17 protein-coding genes are annotated in these 18,436 nt (G+C 38.9%); 1 reads left to right on the forward strand and 16 read right to left on the reverse strand.

Annotation, left to right across the window (positions count from 1 at the left end):
- Positions 1-375: 375 nt before the first annotated feature.
- Entirely contained in the window at positions 376-1,791 is a 1,416-nt protein-coding gene (locus RE409_RS21830; protein ID WP_201250517.1) for a sigma-54 interaction domain-containing protein, read from the forward strand.
- A 72-nt stretch (positions 1,792-1,863) separates the two neighbouring features.
- On the opposite strand, the gene RE409_RS21835 is transcribed toward RE409_RS21830, so the two are convergent.
- From RE409_RS21835 to RE409_RS21910, 16 genes are all read right to left on the reverse strand, one after another.
- Positions 1,864-3,197 (reverse strand): IS3 family transposase gene (locus RE409_RS21835; RefSeq protein WP_201250516.1). Its coding sequence is split into 2 segments (ribosomal slippage): positions 1,864-2,825 and positions 2,825-3,197, totalling 1,335 coding nucleotides; the frame shifts between segments, so codons are not numbered across the junction.
- 444 nt (positions 3,198-3,641) lie between these two features.
- Complete coding sequence (locus RE409_RS21840) at positions 3,642-4,328, reverse strand: FMN-dependent NADH-azoreductase (RefSeq protein WP_057214588.1); 687 nt, start codon at positions 4,326-4,328, stop codon at positions 3,642-3,644.
- Between the two features lie 51 nt (positions 4,329-4,379).
- The gene (locus RE409_RS21845) at positions 4,380-5,225 is read right to left on the reverse strand and encodes a VOC family protein (protein WP_116822248.1); all 846 of its coding nucleotides are present in this window, start codon (positions 5,223-5,225) and stop codon (positions 4,380-4,382) included.
- Positions 5,226-5,232: 7 nt separating this feature from the next.
- Entirely contained in the window at positions 5,233-5,637 is a 405-nt protein-coding gene (locus RE409_RS21850) for a DoxX family protein (RefSeq protein ID WP_201223293.1), read from the reverse strand.
- Between the two features lie 341 nt (positions 5,638-5,978).
- Entirely contained in the window at positions 5,979-7,229 is a 1,251-nt protein-coding gene (locus RE409_RS21855; protein ID WP_201250514.1) for an ABC transporter permease, read from the reverse strand.
- Positions 7,222-8,121, reverse strand: coding sequence for an ABC transporter ATP-binding protein (locus tag RE409_RS21860; RefSeq protein WP_201186376.1), 900 nt, complete (start codon positions 8,119-8,121; stop codon positions 7,222-7,224). The genes RE409_RS21855 and RE409_RS21860 overlap by 8 nt, the downstream gene beginning before the upstream one ends.
- Positions 8,122-8,609: 488 nt before the next feature.
- The gene (locus tag RE409_RS21865) at positions 8,610-9,431 is read right to left on the reverse strand and encodes a nicotianamine synthase family protein (RefSeq protein ID WP_201223291.1); all 822 of its coding nucleotides are present in this window, start codon (positions 9,429-9,431) and stop codon (positions 8,610-8,612) included.
- On the reverse strand, positions 9,409-10,746 hold the full coding sequence (locus RE409_RS21870) for an MATE family efflux transporter (RefSeq protein ID WP_201250513.1): 1,338 nt from the start codon (positions 10,744-10,746) through the stop codon (positions 9,409-9,411). Before RE409_RS21870 ends, RE409_RS21865 begins: the two co-directional genes overlap by 23 nt.
- A 100-nt stretch (positions 10,747-10,846) precedes the next feature.
- Complete coding sequence (locus tag RE409_RS21875) at positions 10,847-11,611, reverse strand: ABC transporter ATP-binding protein (protein WP_116820900.1); 765 nt, start codon at positions 11,609-11,611, stop codon at positions 10,847-10,849.
- Positions 11,608-12,408, reverse strand: coding sequence for an ABC transporter ATP-binding protein (locus RE409_RS21880; RefSeq protein ID WP_309558050.1), 801 nt, complete (start codon positions 12,406-12,408; stop codon positions 11,608-11,610). Before RE409_RS21880 ends, RE409_RS21875 begins: the two co-directional genes overlap by 4 nt.
- Positions 12,405-13,244 carry a nickel transporter permease gene (nikC, locus tag RE409_RS21885; protein WP_201250512.1) on the reverse strand — a complete coding sequence of 280 codons (840 nt, stop codon included), beginning with the start codon at positions 13,242-13,244 and terminating at the stop codon, positions 12,405-12,407. The genes RE409_RS21880 and nikC overlap by 4 nt, the downstream gene beginning before the upstream one ends.
- Positions 13,244-14,188, reverse strand: a complete 945-nt coding sequence (nikB, locus tag RE409_RS21890; protein WP_309558052.1) for a nickel ABC transporter permease — start codon at positions 14,186-14,188, stop codon at positions 13,244-13,246. The genes nikC and nikB overlap by 1 nt, the downstream gene beginning before the upstream one ends.
- Positions 14,189-15,718: a nickel ABC transporter substrate-binding protein gene (gene nikA / locus RE409_RS21895; RefSeq protein WP_309558053.1), complete on the reverse strand. Its 1,530-nt coding sequence runs from the start codon at positions 15,716-15,718 to the stop codon at positions 14,189-14,191. It lies immediately after the preceding gene.
- Between the two features lie 829 nt (positions 15,719-16,547).
- Positions 16,548-16,994, reverse strand: a complete 447-nt coding sequence (locus RE409_RS21900) for an OsmC family protein (RefSeq protein ID WP_053347480.1) — start codon at positions 16,992-16,994, stop codon at positions 16,548-16,550.
- 29 nt (positions 16,995-17,023) lie between these two features.
- A complete protein-coding gene (locus RE409_RS21905) occupies positions 17,024-17,761 on the reverse strand; it encodes an amino acid ABC transporter ATP-binding protein (protein WP_053347481.1) in 738 nt (245 codons plus the stop codon).
- Between the two features lie 15 nt (positions 17,762-17,776).
- Positions 17,777-18,421 (reverse strand): amino acid ABC transporter permease, encoded by a 645-nt coding sequence (locus RE409_RS21910; RefSeq protein ID WP_201186391.1) that lies wholly within the window; start codon positions 18,419-18,421, stop codon positions 17,777-17,779.
- Positions 18,422-18,436: the final 15 nt, after the last annotated feature.

The raw sequence follows: 18,436 nt of genomic DNA on the forward strand, positions 1-18,436 counted from the left end.
CATCTCCCTAAGATTTATGTTTTTGCTTCTCCCTTTATAACTAGCAAGTTCCGTGCCAACTTTTCAACTTTTTTGAAAAATATAGATTTTTCTAAAGGAAATGCAAAGAAATTCAGCACTTTTGGTGAAAAATAGCATAGTGTGCCATTATTTTTTGCTTTAATTCTTATATTTGTGCCTTGAACACTATAGTTTTTATTAATGCAAGATTTGTGCCAACTTGTTTTTTCACGAAAAACAAGGAATTTTTATCTTTTGTGCAAAAAAAATTTGCACTTTAATGCAAAATAATCTTGCTGTGCAAATTTTTATTGCGCCTTTTCTGCAAATCCTCTACAATAATCTCTAAGAAATGAATAAAAGTAGGAGGCATTAATGAATTTAGATCAGATCATAAAAATAGAAGGTTTTCAATCTATCCTGTATTCACTCGTAGATGTAATTGATATCGGGATACATATAATAGATACAGAAGGTCTAACCATTGTTTATAACAAGAAAATGGCTGAAATTGAAGGAATGGATTCAGAAGATGTATTAGGGAAAAAGATCCCTGATATTTTTAAGTTCCAAGAGGAAACTGAGAGTACGCTAATACGGGCTCTTCATTCCGGAAAAGCAACTGAAAACTCAAAACAGACCTACTTTAATAATCTCGGACAGGAAATTACAACAATCAATAATACGTTTCCAATTTTAGATCAGAAGCAAAATATTATCGGTGCTATTGAAGTAGCAAAGGATATAACAAATCTTGAAAGAATTATTAAAGACAATATTTTAAATAAGGGCGATACCAAATATACGTTTGACAGCATCATTGGAACTAGTGAGAATTTCTTAGACGTCATTGAAAAGAGCAAGCGCTCCACAAGAACCACATCCTCCATCTTGATAGTCGGGGAAACAGGTACCGGAAAAGAACTCTTTGCCCAAAGTATCCATAATGGAAGTAACCGTTCGACACATCCTTTTATTAGTCAAAACTGTGCTGCACTGCCAGATAGTTTAATTGAGGGAATTCTCTTTGGAACGAAGAAAGGGGCTTTCACAGGATCCATTGAAAGGCCTGGGTTATTTGAACAAGCTCAAGGCGGAACCATCCTTCTTGATGAAATCAATTCTTTAAACCCGAATTTGCAAGCAAAATTATTACGGGCCCTTCAAGAAAGAACGATTCGCCGAGTAGGAGATACAAAAGACAAAAAAATTGATGTTCGAGTCATTGCAACGATAAATGAAGATCCAATAGATGCGATTTCAAATGATCATTTACGAAAGGATTTATATTATCGATTAAGCGTTGTATCCTTATTTATCCCTCCACTTCGTGAGCGGAAAGAAGATATACCATTGCTGGCTCAATCCTTTATTGAAAAGTTCAATGCGTTGTTTGAATTGGATATTGAAGGAATCAGCGATGAGGTCTACTCTCTTTTTTATGATTACGAATGGCCAGGAAATGTAAGAGAACTTGAGCATATTATTGAAGGGGCTATGAATTTACTAGAACCCGGGGATACAAAAATTGAGATCCCGCATCTTCCAACTTTATTTAAAAAGAAAGCTCATATGGAAGAAACTCAGCTGGATATAAAAAATGACCTTATTCAAAATGAAGAATTACAAGACACAATCCTATCTCTTGATGATTATATTGCTAATACAGAAAAGATTTATTTAGAGAAGATATTAAAAGAGCATGGCATGAATATCTCTCAAGCAGCTAAAGCCTTGAATATAAGTCGCCAAAGTCTTCAATACCGCTTGAAAAAGCATCAGGTTAAATAACATCATTCCCGCACAAAGAAGGCCCCCATTGATTGAACTGTGCCCCATTTTAGGGACAGTATAAAAAAGTGCCTAAGCGGCTAATAAGTGGTCCCGGTATTGTACCGGGGCCATTTTCTTTAGCCCCCATTGATAACGATGTTCATTATATTCTTCAATAACTCGATCAATTTCTTCCTTCACATCCGTTAAATTAGTACATGTTTTATATTCTGCCAAATCCTTAAAGTGGCCAAAGAAACTTTCCATTGGCGCATTATCCCAACAGTTTCCCTTGCGGGACATGGATTGGGTTATCCCAAGTTCTTTCACTTTGCGTTGAAATAGCGGATGGGTGAAATGGAACCCCTGGTCAGAATGAAGGATTGCACTCGGATGGAACTCGTGACACACAGCCTGCTTTAGCTTATTTAATGTCTCGTAAACGATATCCATTTCTAATGAAGTAGATAAATGGTACGTAACGATTTCTTTTGTTGCGGCATCTTTTACGCAGGATAAATACGCTTTTTGGCCTTTCCCATAATAAAGATAGGTAATGTCAGTAAGCAGGACCTTCCCTGGCACCTCCTGATTGAATTCACGATTAAGGAGGTTTGGACAAGTAAGGTGCTCCTTGGTTGCCTTGGCCATCTTCCGATACGGGTTGGCCCTTCTGATTTTCGCTAGGAGATTATATTTTGTCATCAACCGTCTGATTTTCTTATGATTCATTACGGCCGAGTAGTCATTCTCCATAATCATTTTGATTTGGAGGGCGCCTACTTTTTCCTTTTTACTGATGAAAATATTTCTGATTAATTCTATGTCCAATTCATCCTGTTCTTCACGAAGCTCACGGTAAGGAGCTGCCTTTAACCAATCATAGTAGCCACTTCGACTTACACCAGCCAATTTGCATAGATAAGAAACAGCCTTTTTTAATTGGTGTATTCTGATCGTCCTTTCAATCAGATAGAACTTCTCAACAGCAGTTAGAATCATTTCTTTTTCAGAGCCTGCCTTTCTAGCTCTTCCAGCTTTTTTAGGAAGTCATTTTCTGCTTCAAGGAATTTGATTCTCGCCTCGGCCTTCCTAAGTTGATCCTCTACAGACTGTGGCTTGGAAGTGGGGCGTCCTGTACTTCCTTTTCCACGGCGTTCCGTAAGGAAGCCTTCCTCACCAAACCTTTCAAAGGTATCACGCCAGCGCTGTAGACAACGCTTAGGTTTTTCCTTACCAATTATTTCGAGATTAAATCCATGTTCTATGAAAATTTGAGAGGGGGATTTCCCCTTTTTATATTCCTTAACAGCTTTTGTTTTAAATTCAGGATTATAGGAAATAGAACGCTCTGAAGCACTTATGATATTTGGATTCTTTTCAAGTTCTTTAATCTGAAATTCAGTATATATATTCTTACTCATAGAAACCCTCCGTCCATACTCATTACACCTATTGAAACATAAAAAACCCCGGATAAGGGACACTTTTTTATGTGTGTCCGTTATCCGGGGTATAGTTCAGATATGGAGGGCCTTTTGTTTATCGACAAAAGGGAGTTTGGAATAGTCACATCCCGAACCGTGATTTTAAAAAATGGTTTAATTCTGCTTTATGGAATCCTCAATGGATGGAAGAAATTTGCGGCACTCCTGCCGAATAACTGGCTAGCCGAGACCCCCAGACGCTTGCGGCGAGGAGGCTTGGCAGACAGTCGGCGGAAAGGGTGCGGATTTCTGAAATCAACTGAAACGTTTTTCAATAAAAAAACTGCAGGCAAACTCGCTTTCTACGAATTTGTCTACAGTCTGAAGGCCCCGATTGATAGTGAGGGCCTTCCATTGCCTGCTATTCTTTTCACTTCACAATCAGAATGTTTCAGCTGCTTTTGCAACGTTTTCCAAACCATCCGCAATGATTTTTTGCGTGCGATCAGGATACTGATTATGTCCTTCAATAACCACTTCTTCTGGATTTTTGATGCCCCATAGGCTAATGATGGTTTTTACTAAGTTTACAGCCATTTCAGCAGAAGCCATTCCTTCTAAGGAATAATCTGAGCCACGAGCGTTTAAAAGCATGACTTTTTTATCACCAGCATATCCAACAGGACCTTCCGCTGTATAATTAAACATTTTACCAGCTTGAGCCAAATAAGAAAGGTACGTGATTAGCGGAGCAGGTACCGTTGAATTCCATAAAGGGAAAGCAAATACTACTTTATCCACAGCAAGGAATTGATTTAAATATTGATCAACTAAACTAGCTGCTTTTTCTTCTTCAGGTGTCAGTTCAAAACCTTGGTTTCGTTTATACATCCCAGTTATCGCTGTATTACCATAGTACGGTAGCTCTTCTTTAAATAAATCTAACTCAATCACTTCATCCGTACCATTCGCTTCTTTATAAGTTTTTACAAATGTATCATACATTTTTGAGCTTATTGCCTGGTCTGCTGGACGATCGTTTGCTTTGATAAATAATACTTTTGTCATTTTTTTATTCTCCTCTGCACTTGTATCTTTATTTCCAAATAACTTACTGAAAAATCCCATTTTTTCTCACCAATGCTTTCTGAATATACTATAGTTCCAACCCTAAAGGCTTTAGATAACTAAATGAATCTCATTTCCTGACGGATCTGTGATGACATAAAAACCGTCTTCTTTTGTAGCTTCAGCACCAATTTTGTTTAGTTTTTCAATCACTTTGTTTCTCGCTTCTTCATCTGCAAAAACAAGTGAATACCAGTTGAGCCCTACACTGTTTTTCTTTGGAGCAGGAGCGCCAACGCCATTCCATGTGTTTAATCCGATATGATGATGATATCCGCCGGTTGAAGTAAAGAGAGCCCCTCCGAATCGATTCACAATAGTAAACCCAAGACCCAACATGTAAAACTCTTCTGTTTTTCGTAGATCCGCTACATGTAAATGAATGTGTCCCATTAACGTACCAGCAGGCAGTCCGTTCCACTCGGCGTCACTTTCTGCCAGGAGGCTGTTTCCATCTAACGGGTCCGTTCCCATCGCAACTTCTCCATTTGACCATTTCCAGTCAGAAGATGGACGGTCCCAGTAGACTTCAATGCCATTTCCATCCGGATCAGTAATGTACAGCGCTTCACTTACATCATGATCCGAAGCTCCAAACCGGTATTCTGTTTGAAGTAAATGGCGTAAAAAGATCGACAAGTCAGCACGGGTTGGTAGCAAAAGAGCAAAGTGATATAAGCCTGTTGTTCTTCCTTCTTTTGGAATTACATCAGCGGGCTGCTCAAGCGTAAGCAACGGGGTTTTACCATCTGTTGTTAAAACAGCTTTGCGATCCGTTTTTTTCAATAATTGGAGACCTATGATATCTTGATAAAACCTGATGGCATTATCCAGATGCATGACATTAATACTAACTTCCCTAACAAACGTAACGGGCTTTTGATGAAATTCCCCCATCATATTGTTACTTCCCTTCTTTATTTAAGAGTTTATTATCTAAAGAAAAAAGCGAGCGATTTGCACATGCAAGATAAACGGACATAGCAAGCAGTGCTAAGTCCAGCTCGTATCCTGCCATTTGTCCATTGCCAAGAAATCCAGCAGGTAATTTAGCCGTGAAAATGGCACCCAGCATAATAACGACAAACAAGATAGAAACGACTCGTGTTCCAAAGCCAACTATTACTGCAAGACCTCCGACTAATTCGATAAATGCTACCACATAAGCCATGAACCCAGGAATTCCGAGGCTATCAAAGAAGCCTGCCGTGTTACCTATTCCACCTTGAAACTTTGAAACTCCGTGAATGAAAAAAGTAAGACCTAAAATTATCCGTAAAAAAACTTGACCAGCTTCATTTCTATTCATGTTATTTATTCTCCTTTTTTGTTGGTTACTTTATGTAAGTAATTATATTTTCATAAGCTTATATTGTCAAGTAAGTTTTATAGACTTACATTAAACTTAACAAATCCCCCTATGTATCTTTCAATATTTCGAAGGACTATCTTGTCTAGAACAGCTGAATTAGTTGGGATCTTATTGGAGATAATAAGTGTCAGTACATATGAAGGAAGGAATAGTAGAAGTAAATAAACTTATTCCTTAGAAAAAGTCATAAGGGTTTTTAGGAGCTGAACTCATAAATCATGAAAAAAATAAAAAAACCTGAATACCTCAAAAAAAAGTGAGGGATTCAGGTTTTAAGGTTAATTTTTCTTTGATAATTGTAATGCATTTTTGATGCTTTTTAGTGATTTTGAGCTTCCATACATCAGGACTCCACCACGATAGATTTTCGCTCCGATAATACCAAGTAAAATAATTGTTAAAATCAATACAGCAATGCTTATTGCGATTTCCCAGAAAGGGACATCAAGCATTCCTACGCGCAAAAACATAATCATTGGAGTGAAAAATGGAATGAATGATGTAATGGTGATATAACTAGCTGAAGGATTCCCTAGTCCAAACATCGCAATCATAAAGGCAATGACAACAAGCATGGTCATCGGTGAAATCATTTGCTGGACATCTTCAATTTTGCTGACAACTGACCCAAGACAAGCCGCAAGTGTCGCGTACAGAAGATAACCAAGCAATGCGAAGATGATCGCATAAATGATCGTTGAGATATTGATGCTGCCGAAACCAAAAAATGCGAAAAATCCTTCATTCATACCTGTCAAGTTTTGCTTAATTGATAAATAACCCAATCCAAAAAATAAAATCATTTGTGTAAGACTAAGCAAAGCTACCCCCATTATTTTGGCAAACATCTGCGTGACTGGCGGGACACTTGAAATCAGGATTTCCATGACCCTTGATGTTTTTTCAGTGGCTACTTCCATTGCAATCATCGTTGCATACATCAACACACCGAAGTAAATGACGAATAAAAGCACATACACGAGACCACGGGCTTGATTGAGGTCTTCTTCTGTTTTTGCATTCTCCTGAAGTGCAATCGTTTCAAAGGCTGGTGGCGTCTTCAATTTAGTGATTTGCTGCTCTGTCAATTTCAATTCATTCGCTGTGATTTGGCTTTTCAATTGGGTAAGTGCGAGAAGCAAATCATTACTTACCATTGAATCTGAAATTTGATTCGCTTTATACGTTCCCTTAAAACCTAGTCTGTCATCCTTTTCGATCAAAAGATACCCAACGATTTCTTCTGCGTTAACCATTTCATCCGCTTCCTTTTCATCTTGGGCGGATATTATCGAGAGCTCATCGTTCACACCTGCTACCGCAGTCTTATAAGAATCAAATAAGCTATCTTCAGTCAGATCGATAACGGCAACCTTTTCCTGATCCTCACTATCGAATGTATCAATAAGCTTCGAAATATTTGTAAGAACAAGAATCAATGCCATCATAATGACTGTAGAAATGATAAAGGATTTCGTTTTTAATTTTGATAGATATGTATGGGAAAGAACAATCCAAAATTTATTCATAGACTGCACCTACTTTTTCAATGAAAATATCCGTCAGCGATGGTTCTTCCAATTCAAATTTTCGAACGAACCCTTTTGGAACAAGATCACGAATCATGCTCTCAGCTACATCTTCACCAGTGACTTGAAGAATTTTCCCTTCCATCGTGTTCTTAACTTTTGTTACACCAGGATAAGTATCCAAGAAAGATAAATCAAAATCAGCTTTAATTGACACATTCTTTTTGCCAAAAGAACGCTTAATTTCTTTCAATTTCCCAGCCACTACGGGGGATCCTTTATGCATAATGCAAAGATGCTCACACATCTCTTCAACATGCTCCATACGATGACTTGAGAAAACAATCGTCGTGCCGCTGTCCCTCAAGTCGATGACCGCCTTCTTCAGCATTTCCACATTAACAGGATCTAGTCCGCTAAAGGGTTCGTCAAGAATAAGCAATTCCGGTTTATGAATCATGGAAGCGATCAACTGAATTTTTTGCTGATTTCCCTTTGAAAGCTCTTCAACACGCTTATCGATGTACTCTGGCACCATAAAACGGTCAAGCCAATATTCTAACTCTTTCAATGCATCTCCTTTTCTCATGCCTCTTAATCTAGCTAAATATACAATCTGATCACGTACCTTCAGCTTTGGATATAGTCCGCGTTCCTCAGGAAGGTAACCAATTAATGAACTGGTCGTATAATCGATTTTCTTACCATCCCAAACTATTTCTCCTTCGGTTGGGTCAAGCAAGCCAAGTATCATACGAAACGTGGTTGTTTTCCCTGCACCATTCCCTCCTAAAAAACCAAACATTTCTTTCTCGGGGATAGTGAAATTTAGATTATTAACAGCTGTGAAATCTCCAAATTTCTTTGTGATTTCTTTGATTTGTAAAGCCAATGTACAACCTCCTATCACATTATTCATATTCCATATTAATAGAAAACTTTTCCAATTACAACCACCCTTGAGGAGCAAGAACATCTCTCCGCCACCATACCGTTTGTAATTATATGCAAATATCCATAAATAAAGTTCCAATATTTAGCCCCAAACGACTGCCGCATAGACAACCTTTTGACACTTCCCTTTTTTTTCTATGAATCTTAAGAAAAAATTCCTTTCCTCTTCTTGCTACAGATTAGGCCAATGATAATGAATTCATGGAAATGCAAAGGCGATTTTCACATCGATATATAATAGACTCTCAATTCAAGTATTACTTGTAAATATCGCAAATCAAAATAAACTAGTCATGCAGGCGTGCCTTATTCTTATTCTAATTGCCTGTTCACACCTGCTGGGGGTAAATGCTCCCTCCCGAACCTTTTAGTTTAATAACTTACTCATATAAAAAACGAATTGCCGAAGCAACTCGTTTGATGGGTTTACTGTTTGTATGTGTATAATATTGTTGAATTAATGATGAAAGAATCTGCAATAGTTCTGCCGACTTCTTCACATGCCACTTTGTGAAACTTTGTTGCATCGACTTGTTCATATAATAATTGATGTATGCCATCCACCGATCGAATGGCCACTATAGCCTTTGGATTCGTCTCAAATATTTGTTTTAAAATATCCTCTTTATTAGGAACAAGGCTGGCAATCCAGATAAGATCATATCCACTATAATCATGTAGAGCACCATCTTTTAAAATATAGCTTGAGTTCCTATCAATATCTAAATCTTGTATGAAACCCTGGCCATATGTATAAGCCTGCTTATCAATATCGAGACAGGTCATTTTTGAACCCAATTCTTGTTTAAGCAGTAAAGGGCTTAAAGGTAAAGGACCCGCTCCTATAAATGCGAACGAATGAAAATCATTTTTTACTTTTTTCAGTTCATGTATTTCTGTTTTGATCAGTTCTTTGTAGTTATCCCAATAAATAAATGAACGAAAGTCATCTAAGGAATTCACCTTGCCAATAAATAATTTGGCATAGTAATCCTCCATTAAGGTTTCTGCAATCGTCAGCTTTTCAAGCATGGTTCCCCTAATTGATTTAATCTCCTTATCGTTAAGAATATCTTCTGCTACGGATTGATCTATTGGTTTAGAAAGAGTGGCAACTAGTTCAGATAAAACGTGATTAATTATCTCATTATTTGGTGTTAAATCTTGTTCTGCTAGTAAGATTTTATATGTTTCTGTATATGTATTAATGATTTTTTCTTGTTTTCTAGCTAATTCGATTGTCTTCATGTCTAACACTCCTCTTAGGAAATAATTTATGACTTAACTGTGGTATATACAGTGCTAAAAATACTGAACGCCCTAAGCTAAATACAGTAAAGGCCAACCATAACGCATGGTTTTGAAACGAAGGCACAAAGATATATAAGGTTATTAAAAAAACAATTAAGGAGTAAATCATTGAGTTCCGAATAGGCGCAGCTTCTGTAGCCCCTGTAAAAACACCATAGAAAACGATGCCTACACTTGCCGAAAGAGGAAACAAAATAAGCCAGATTCCATAATCATTTGCCAAATCAATGACACTAGGTATGCGTGTAAATAGTGAAATGATGTAATCACTAAATAGAAAGTAACTGGCAGCAATCATTAGAGAGGATAGGCCCCCCCACTGCCAGGACAACATAAGGGTCTTCTTATACAAGTGCTTATCCTTCGAACCAATGGCTTTTCCAACAAGAATGCTAGAGGCATTTGCGAACCCATCAAAGAAATAAGCCATTATATAGTGAATTTGAATAAGGACGGCATTGGCTGCCAATATCTCCGTTCCATATGACGCGCCCTTTGCCGCAAAGATATTAAAAACAGTTAGCAAACAGAGCGTTCTGATAAATAAGTCTCGATTCACCGCCATCATTTTTTTAAAAGATAAAGGGTCAATCATCTCTTTAAAGGGAGGCATTTTAATTCGATAGGGCGTCGCTTTCCAAATAATAAATAGCCCAATGAAAAAGGCTGTTACCTCTGATAGAAGAGTCGCTATAGCTACTCCAGATACACCCCATGCGAAAACATGGACAAACAACAAATCAAGAACAATGTTCATGAGGTTCATAAACACTTGTAGCACTAACGAAACCTTGATTTTGGACATCCCCATTAGCCATCCTAAGATGACGTAATTCATTAAAGTAAATGGAATTCCCCAGATTCGAATCCTGAAGTATTCAGAGGCATATAAGTGAACGTCAGTGTCCGGGTTTATCAAGGTTAATGAAACATGTTCTATCGGACCTTGAAGCAAAATAAAAATTATTCCTACAGCAATCGCTATTAATAACGGCCTGATAAAGGCTAACATTCCTTGCTGTTCATTCTTTGCACCAAGTGCTTGTGCAGCAAATCCAGATGTACTCACTCGCAAAAAGCCGAACAGCCAATACATGGTGTTAAAAATAATCGTACCTACAGCTACACCTCCCAAATAAGCCGGATTGGGTAACTGACCCACTACTGCCGTGTCCACCGCACCTATTAGAGGTGTCGTTATCGTCGAAATGGTCAGAGGAATGGCTAAGGCTAGATATGATCGGTGATTCACCGCATTTCCCCCCTTATGGTTCAAAACCTTATCTGCCATTAATCGAAATCATTACGATTTATATTTTAAACAGATAGAGCGGTTCTCCTGATGTTCTTCATCATTCAAACATTGTTAATAATTCTTGTGTGTATGAATGACGGTCCATAGAAAAGAGGTTTTCCTTCTCGAATGAATCAACAATGACACCCTCTTTCATCACCATGATTTTTTGACTCATCTCATGCACAGCCGACAGGTCATGAGAAATAAAAAGATATGAAATATCCAACGTAACTCGTAGTTCATCTAACAAACGCAATACGGCTGCTTGTGATAGCACATCAAGACTTGAAGCCGGTTCGTCTAAAATTATAAGCGCTGGTTCAATACTAATAGCGCGTGCAATGGTCACCCGCTGCTTCTGTCCTCCACTTAGTTCATGCGGAAATCGTTCAGCAAGCCCCGTTGGAAGTTCTACAGCTTCTAATAGCTGTGCGACAAAGTTTTCTTCACTTGTATACTGAAATTGTTTCATCTTAGCTTGACTGCTGTATTGCAGGTAAGGATCTATTAGCGAATCTTTTATCCTTAGTTTTGGATTCAACGCTGAAGCAGGATTTTGTAAAACCGCTTGGATGTTTTTTCGGTACGGCTTTAAATTGCGCTCGCTTTTGTTTTGCAGAGGCGTCCCCTCGAACATGATCATACCTTTATTAATAGATTCAATCTGTAAAATGCAGCGAGCAAGCGTGCTCTTCCCGCACCCACTCTCTCCTACTAAACCTAGGCACTCTTTCCTCTCCATGCTAAAATTCACGTTCTTAAGAACTTCCACACCGTTATCGTACGTTTTATGGACATTTTTCACTTCTAATAAACTCATCCTGACACTCCTTCAAGTGTTAATGGACTTCTGCTTCTAAGTGATGGCGATGATTGAATCAGTTTATCTGTATAAGCGTGCTGCGGATGATTCAGCACCTGATTTTTATCACCGGTTTCTATGATTACTCCTTCTTTCATAACAGCAATTCGGTTCGCATATTTCTTCACATGACGCAAATCATGGGTAATGAACAAAATTGCACAGCCGGTCTCTACTTGCAGCCGGGATAACAATTGCAAAACCTTAAAAGAAGATACACTGTCCAAAGCAGTAGTCGGTTCATCTGCTATCAATATATCTGGTTTAAGCAGCAGGGCTATCGAAATGGACACACGTTGAAGCTGCCCCCCGCTTAATTGAAACGGATATCTTCTATAGATATCTTCATAAAGGCCAACGGAAATAAGCGCTTCCACAGCTTGCTGCCGTCTTGCTTTTTTAGACAGTTTAAGGTGCGTCCGCTGATACTCCTCGAAGTGTTGTCCAATAGTAAGAAACGGAGTAAATGACCCTTGGTAATCTTGAAAAATATAAGCTAGGTGCTTTCCGCGAATTTTCCGCATTTCAGAGGAAGACAGCGTTAATAAATTCTTTTCTTGATACCATATTTCTCCCTTTGCTTGGAGATTTGGCGCTAGCAACTGTCCGATTGCCATGGCTGTCATGCTTTTGCCGCTACCACTTTGACCAACAAGTGCGAACCACTCTCCTTTATGGATGTCTAACGAAATATCTTTGACAATCCTATTTTGTTTTCCTATAACAGATAGATGATTAACGGTTAAAATACTCACGATTCCACCTCCTTTTTCACATCAAATTTATCACGCAAATAATCACCGAGTAAGTTTGATAAAAAAACGACAAATCCAATAGCAAGTCCGGGATAAATCATCAGAAACAGATTGGATTGAAAGTAAGGACGGGCGTCATTGAGCATCGCTCCCCATTCTGGTGCTGGAGGCTGCGCACCGAGTCCAATATAAGACAGGGAAGATATGAGTAAGATGATTTTCCCTAAATCGAGACTTGCCAGTACGAGTACATTCCCAATAAGGTGCGGAAATAGATGTTTTCGCATAATTCGGAAGGAACTAACTCCATTAATTTTAGCTACCGTCACATAATCTTTCTGACGCTCAGTAATCACCGTACTGCGCACAAGCCGAGCATAGTTCACCCATTTCACTACAACAATGGCCAACAGCAGGTTCTCAATTCCCGGACCTAATAGACCACTCAACACAATAGCTACGATCGTATCTGGAAATGATAAAAAAGCATCTGCAATACGCATGAAAATTCGATCGATCAGACCTCCTTTGAATCCAGAAATTACCCCAAACGGGACGCCGATTATAACAGCAACTAACAAGGATAAGAGCCCATAGCCAACCGTCAGCTTTGTACCAAGCAGCAGACGCGTTAATACGTCACGCCCTAAGTGGTCCGTGCCGAGCGGATGTTCTAAGCTTGCTGGCAATAATCTTTCAGCCAGATTGACTAGTAGCGGATCATGCTTCAGGCCAAGAAAGGTGTACGCTGCAACAGCAAACACAAAAGCCATCGTTGTATAAATAGCGGCAGCTTTCCATCGTCTTTTGATTTGTTTTCTGAACACTAATTCCATCAACTATTATTCCTTTCCTTTAGTCTTAGCTCAGGATTCAAATATCGGTAAGTTAAATCCACTGCGCTATTTACCATAAATACAATAATAGCCATAATTAAAATGTATCCTTGGATGACTGGATAATCACGAGATCGAATAGAGTCAACGACCATCTTCCCAATACCAGGATAAGCAAAAATCACTTCAACCACGACGACCCCGCCGATCAAGCTGCCAAGGCTAACACCGAATACGGTAATGACCGGCGGTAAACTATAGCGAAATGCGTGGGCAAAGAAGATACGTATTTCTGAAATCCCCCTTGACCGGGCGGCTCTGATAAATTCATGACTAAGCGAGTCAATCAAACTCGAACGCAGCAAGCGGACGTATACACTTGTAATGGCAAGGCCCAAAGTAACCGACGGCAAGACCATTGAAATGAATCCGTCCCTCCCCATTGTTGGAAATACCCCCCATCTCACCGCGAATAAATCAATCAAAAGTAGTCCCAGCCAAAAGCTAGGGATAGCTGCGCCTAATAATGAGACTCCACGACTTATCTGGTCAATCCAACTGCCTCTATATAAAGCAGCAAGCGATCCTAAAGGAATAGCTATACTAAGCATGACAAGTAAAGCACCCATTGACAGTTCAAGTGTCGCTGGCAGACCGCTTATAATCATTTTCATCACAGGCTGATTCGTAATATAGGAATTTCCGAAATCTAATTGAACAAAGTCCGCAAACCAATGACCATACTGTACAAGCAACGGATCGTTGAATCCCAATTCTTCACGAAGCTCATAGACTTGCTCGTTTGTGATCGATACATCATCCACTTGAAGAATTGATAGTACCGGATCACCTGGAGCGAGCCGCACAAAAAGAAAGCTGATAAATGTAATAACAAGGATAAAAATCACAACCTCGATAAATCGCCGGCCTAGAATGCGGATCATTTACTTCACATCCAGTTTATTCGTCAGCATGTAGTATTCACTTCGCGAAGTGATCCAGTTTTCAACTTTATTGGAGTTATATGCAACAAGTGTGTTGGGATGTAAAATAAATGAGTTATATACTTGTTCATCCACATACATCGCAATTTCTTCAGCTAAATCTGAACGTTTTTTCTGCCCAACCGTTACGTTTAACTTGTCAATAAGTGCCGTCAAGTGATCGTCATCCGCACCACTGAAGTTTAAGGCGCCATTTGGATGATACGTTGCATTTAAATAGTAACCGGCATCTCCGCGCGGTGCCGTTAAATTACTGTACGTTGTTAAATCCCAATCCCGATTGGCAGCCATATACTCTTCCGGGATTTCAATCTGTTTGATTTTCACATCAATTCCTAACTGCGCAGCATCCGATTGAAATACTTGAGCGATTAACGGTAAATCGGCACGTGAACTGTAAGTAAGAAGCGTAAACGAAAGCGGTTTGCCGTCTTTTTGCATAACATCATGTACTTTCTTATATCCTGCTTTTTCAAGATATTCTCTAGCCGCTTCCATTCCGTTCTCTTTTTTTGGATAGTCTGGAGCAAATGAGAACGTAGATGGAAAAGGTCCTGTGGCAACTTCTGCATGACCTTGTAAAATCGTATTCGCAATGGATGAACGATCTATCAAAGCATCTATAGCCTTACGAACGTGTATATCTTGCAGCGCTTTCCGTTCTAAGTTCATCGTCATTTGATGTACACGGAAAGTAGATGTGGACTCCACAGTTACCCCATCTATAGCTTCTAAATTTGCTAGGCTTTCAACTTCTGGACGGAAGACAATATCAGCATCTCCTGATTCAAGTGCAAGAGAGCGCGCGTTGGCATCTTCATTAAACGAAAATCTGGCTTTCTCCAGTTTCGCGGCTCCACCCCAGTAAGAATCGTACCGCTTAAGATCCACTGCAGTTCCTGGTGTGAATTTCGACACGGCAAATGGGCCTGTCCCAACTGGTTTGTTTATATAGTCACTTTCCTTTACGTCAATAATCGATGTGTTTGGATGAACTAATTCAGATGGGAACTCCGGAAAGGGACCTTCTGTTTTAATCATTAAGGTATTTCCTTTTGCTTCTATCGAATCAATGCGCAAGGCATTTTTAATCGCTAGACTATCTTTCATCGCCCTCTCTAAAGATGCCTTTACCGCCTCGCCATCCATAGGTTTTCCATTCTGAAACGTCACTCCCTCCCTTAGCTTGAACTCCCATAATTGTCCATCTTCACTATCCCAGCTCTTGGCAAGCCAAGGCTCAATAGTCAAGTCCTTATCATTGAGGTGTACCAAAGTTTCAGTAATTCCTGCACGCAGTGACACATAACTTGTATCAACATTTGGATCAAGCGAGCTAGTGGCAAAATTAAAAAGTAAATTCACTTCTTTTTTCTTTTTCTCTTGTTCTTTTGTAGTCTCGGAAGAACATGCTACCAAAAGAAAGACTGTTAGAAATAGAATAAATAATGATTTGTATTTCCTGAACATAAGATAATCCTCCATAAATTTTTTTAGTTTTATATCAGTTGTCGAAAATCGTATTGATTACGATTTAAATCACAGTTTTACTATCATGATTTGCCAGGCAATAATTGCCTGATATTACTGGTGAGAGATTTCTCCAATCAGAAATCATTCAAATTGTCCCTTGTTTATAGGTTTCTTACTATGTATGGATTGGATAATCTTCTACCTTCCTTCTGCTTCTCCCTTCTCCAAACTTACTCGTAAGAGGACTAAACTCGAGTTAAAGAACGAACCCATGAGTAAATGCACTCAATTCACGAGTAAAAGTACCAAATTCACGAGTAACTGCGCTAAACTCACGAGTAACTGCGCTAAATTCACGAGTAAAAGTGCCAAATTCACGAGTAAAAGTGCCAAACTCACGAGTAACTGCGCTAAATTCACGAGTAACTGCGCTAAACTCACGAGTAAATGCGCCAAACTCACGAGTAAATGCGCCAAACTCACGAGTAAATGCGCCAAACTCACGAGTAACTGCACCAAATTCACGAGTAACTGCACCAAATTCACGAGTAAAAGTACCAAATTCAAGTACGAGCTATATTCTCAACATAAAAAGACCCCTTCATCACACAAATCAAAATAATTACGATTTATATTATAAAAAAATCCTTTTTGTTCAAGAATTATCACTATAGATGTCTTGACTGTCTCTTATTATAAAACGTAATGATTACTATTTACAAGCGTTAAATTTATATTCCTAAGAAATATCCTTTTTCTTTTTCCTTAAAAACAACAAAAGCACCGTAGAGATTTCTCCACAGTGCCTTTGAAAAGTTAAAAGTATTTATTCTCCTTGGTTCTGATCAGTAACTATTTTTGCTTGTTCTTCCCCATTTAAAATTAGCCGGAATGAGATATCGGCTTTCAAAGAATCTGATACCGCACAGTATTTTTCTTTGCCCAGATTAATTGCCCTCCAGATTCGTTTACTGTCCACTTGCCCATCAATGATGAAAGTCACAACAATGGATGTGAATCCTTTTGGCAATTCTTCTTTTCTCGTGCCATCTGTTTCAATTTCAAGCTTGTCCACAGATGACAAATAAGGTTTCAGTATCATCGTGACATCAATTCCAATGCAACCAGCTAGAGAAGCCAGCAGCATTTCAGTTGGTGTACATCCTTTACCTTCGCCTCCATATGCAGGAGTTGCGTCCATACTTACTTCATAACCTGAATCTCCAACAGCTGTGAAAGCACGCTGGCCATTCCATTTAGTTACTACTTTCATAATAATTCCTCCAGCTCTCCTTATATTAACTACATTTTCTTCAAAAATTTCTTGGCTCGATCGGTTTGTGGTTGTGAAAAGAATTCCTCTGGGGGACCTTCTTCAACAATGACACCATCTGACATGAAGACGATTCGATCAGCAACTTCCTGAGCAAAAGTCATCTCATGTGTAACGATAGCCATGGTCATTCCATCTTGAGCAAGTTCTTTAATTACAGCCAACACCTCATCTACCAACTCTGGATCTAATGCAGACGTTGGTTCATCGAACAATAAGATATCCGGTTCCATGGCAAGTGCTCTTGCAATCGCAACCCTTTGTTGCTGACCTCCAGATAATCGGGAAGGATACACATCTTTTTTATCAATCAAACCTACTCTTTTTAACAGCGTTTCCCCTTTTATCTCTGCATCATTTTTCGACCATTTTTTCACAATTAACAGTGCTTCGATAACATTTTCCAATACCGTTTTATGCGGATATAAATTAAATTGTTGAAAAACCATTCCCGTATGAAGACGGACTTTTTTAATTTGTTTATTGCGCTCTTTATGACTTTTTTTCGCATCAACGACAATGTTGCTCACTTCAATAGTTCCACTCGTTAATTCTTCGAGACCATTTATACATCGAAGCAATGTACTTTTACCTGAACCACTCGGTCCAAGAATCACAACAACTTCGCCGCTGTTCACTTGTAAATTAATATCCTTCAACACTTCTAATGTTGAAAAACTCTTCGATAGGTTGTTGATGTTTATCATTCTACTTCACCATACTTAGTCATATATTGATAACCGTTTTTCAATTCTTTCCAAGACAAAGGAAAATCCTGTACTCATAATCCAATACATTAGCGCAATTGCTAAATAAAATGGCATGTACACATAGTATTGAGCGATTAATAATTGAGCTGAACGCAATAATTCGGTAACCGTTATAACGGAGACAAGTGATGTCTCTTTTAACATCCCAATAAATGTATTGCCTGCTGGCGGGATGGCCACCCGAATCGCTTGCGGGAAAATAATCCTGCGCATCGTTTGATATGGCGTCATTCCAGAAGCATATGCCGCTTCATATTGCCCTTTAGGGATAGATTGAATCGCCCCGCGTAATGTTTCAGACAGGTAAGCCCCGATACTAATACTTAACGCAATATAAGCCGCTGTTAGTGGTTGAAGATTTAATCCGTAATCAGCCAGTCCATAATACACAATAATAATTTGGACCAAAGTGGGAGTACCTCTTATGATGGAAACATATGCACGAGCCATCCACCTAATAAACTTATTACCTTTTAGTCTTGCTACCGCCACAACCACAGCAATAATCGATCCAAAAAACATTGAAATAATGGTGATAAGGAGCGTATAATACGCTCCCTTCAATAAAAATGGTAGGTTAACCCAAATAACATCCATAACTTTGCTTGTATC

The organism is Peribacillus sp. R9-11 (genome assembly GCF_031345095.1).
In the GTDB taxonomy this organism is placed as follows: Bacteria; Bacillota; Bacilli; order Bacillales; family DSM-1321; genus Peribacillus; species Peribacillus butanolivorans.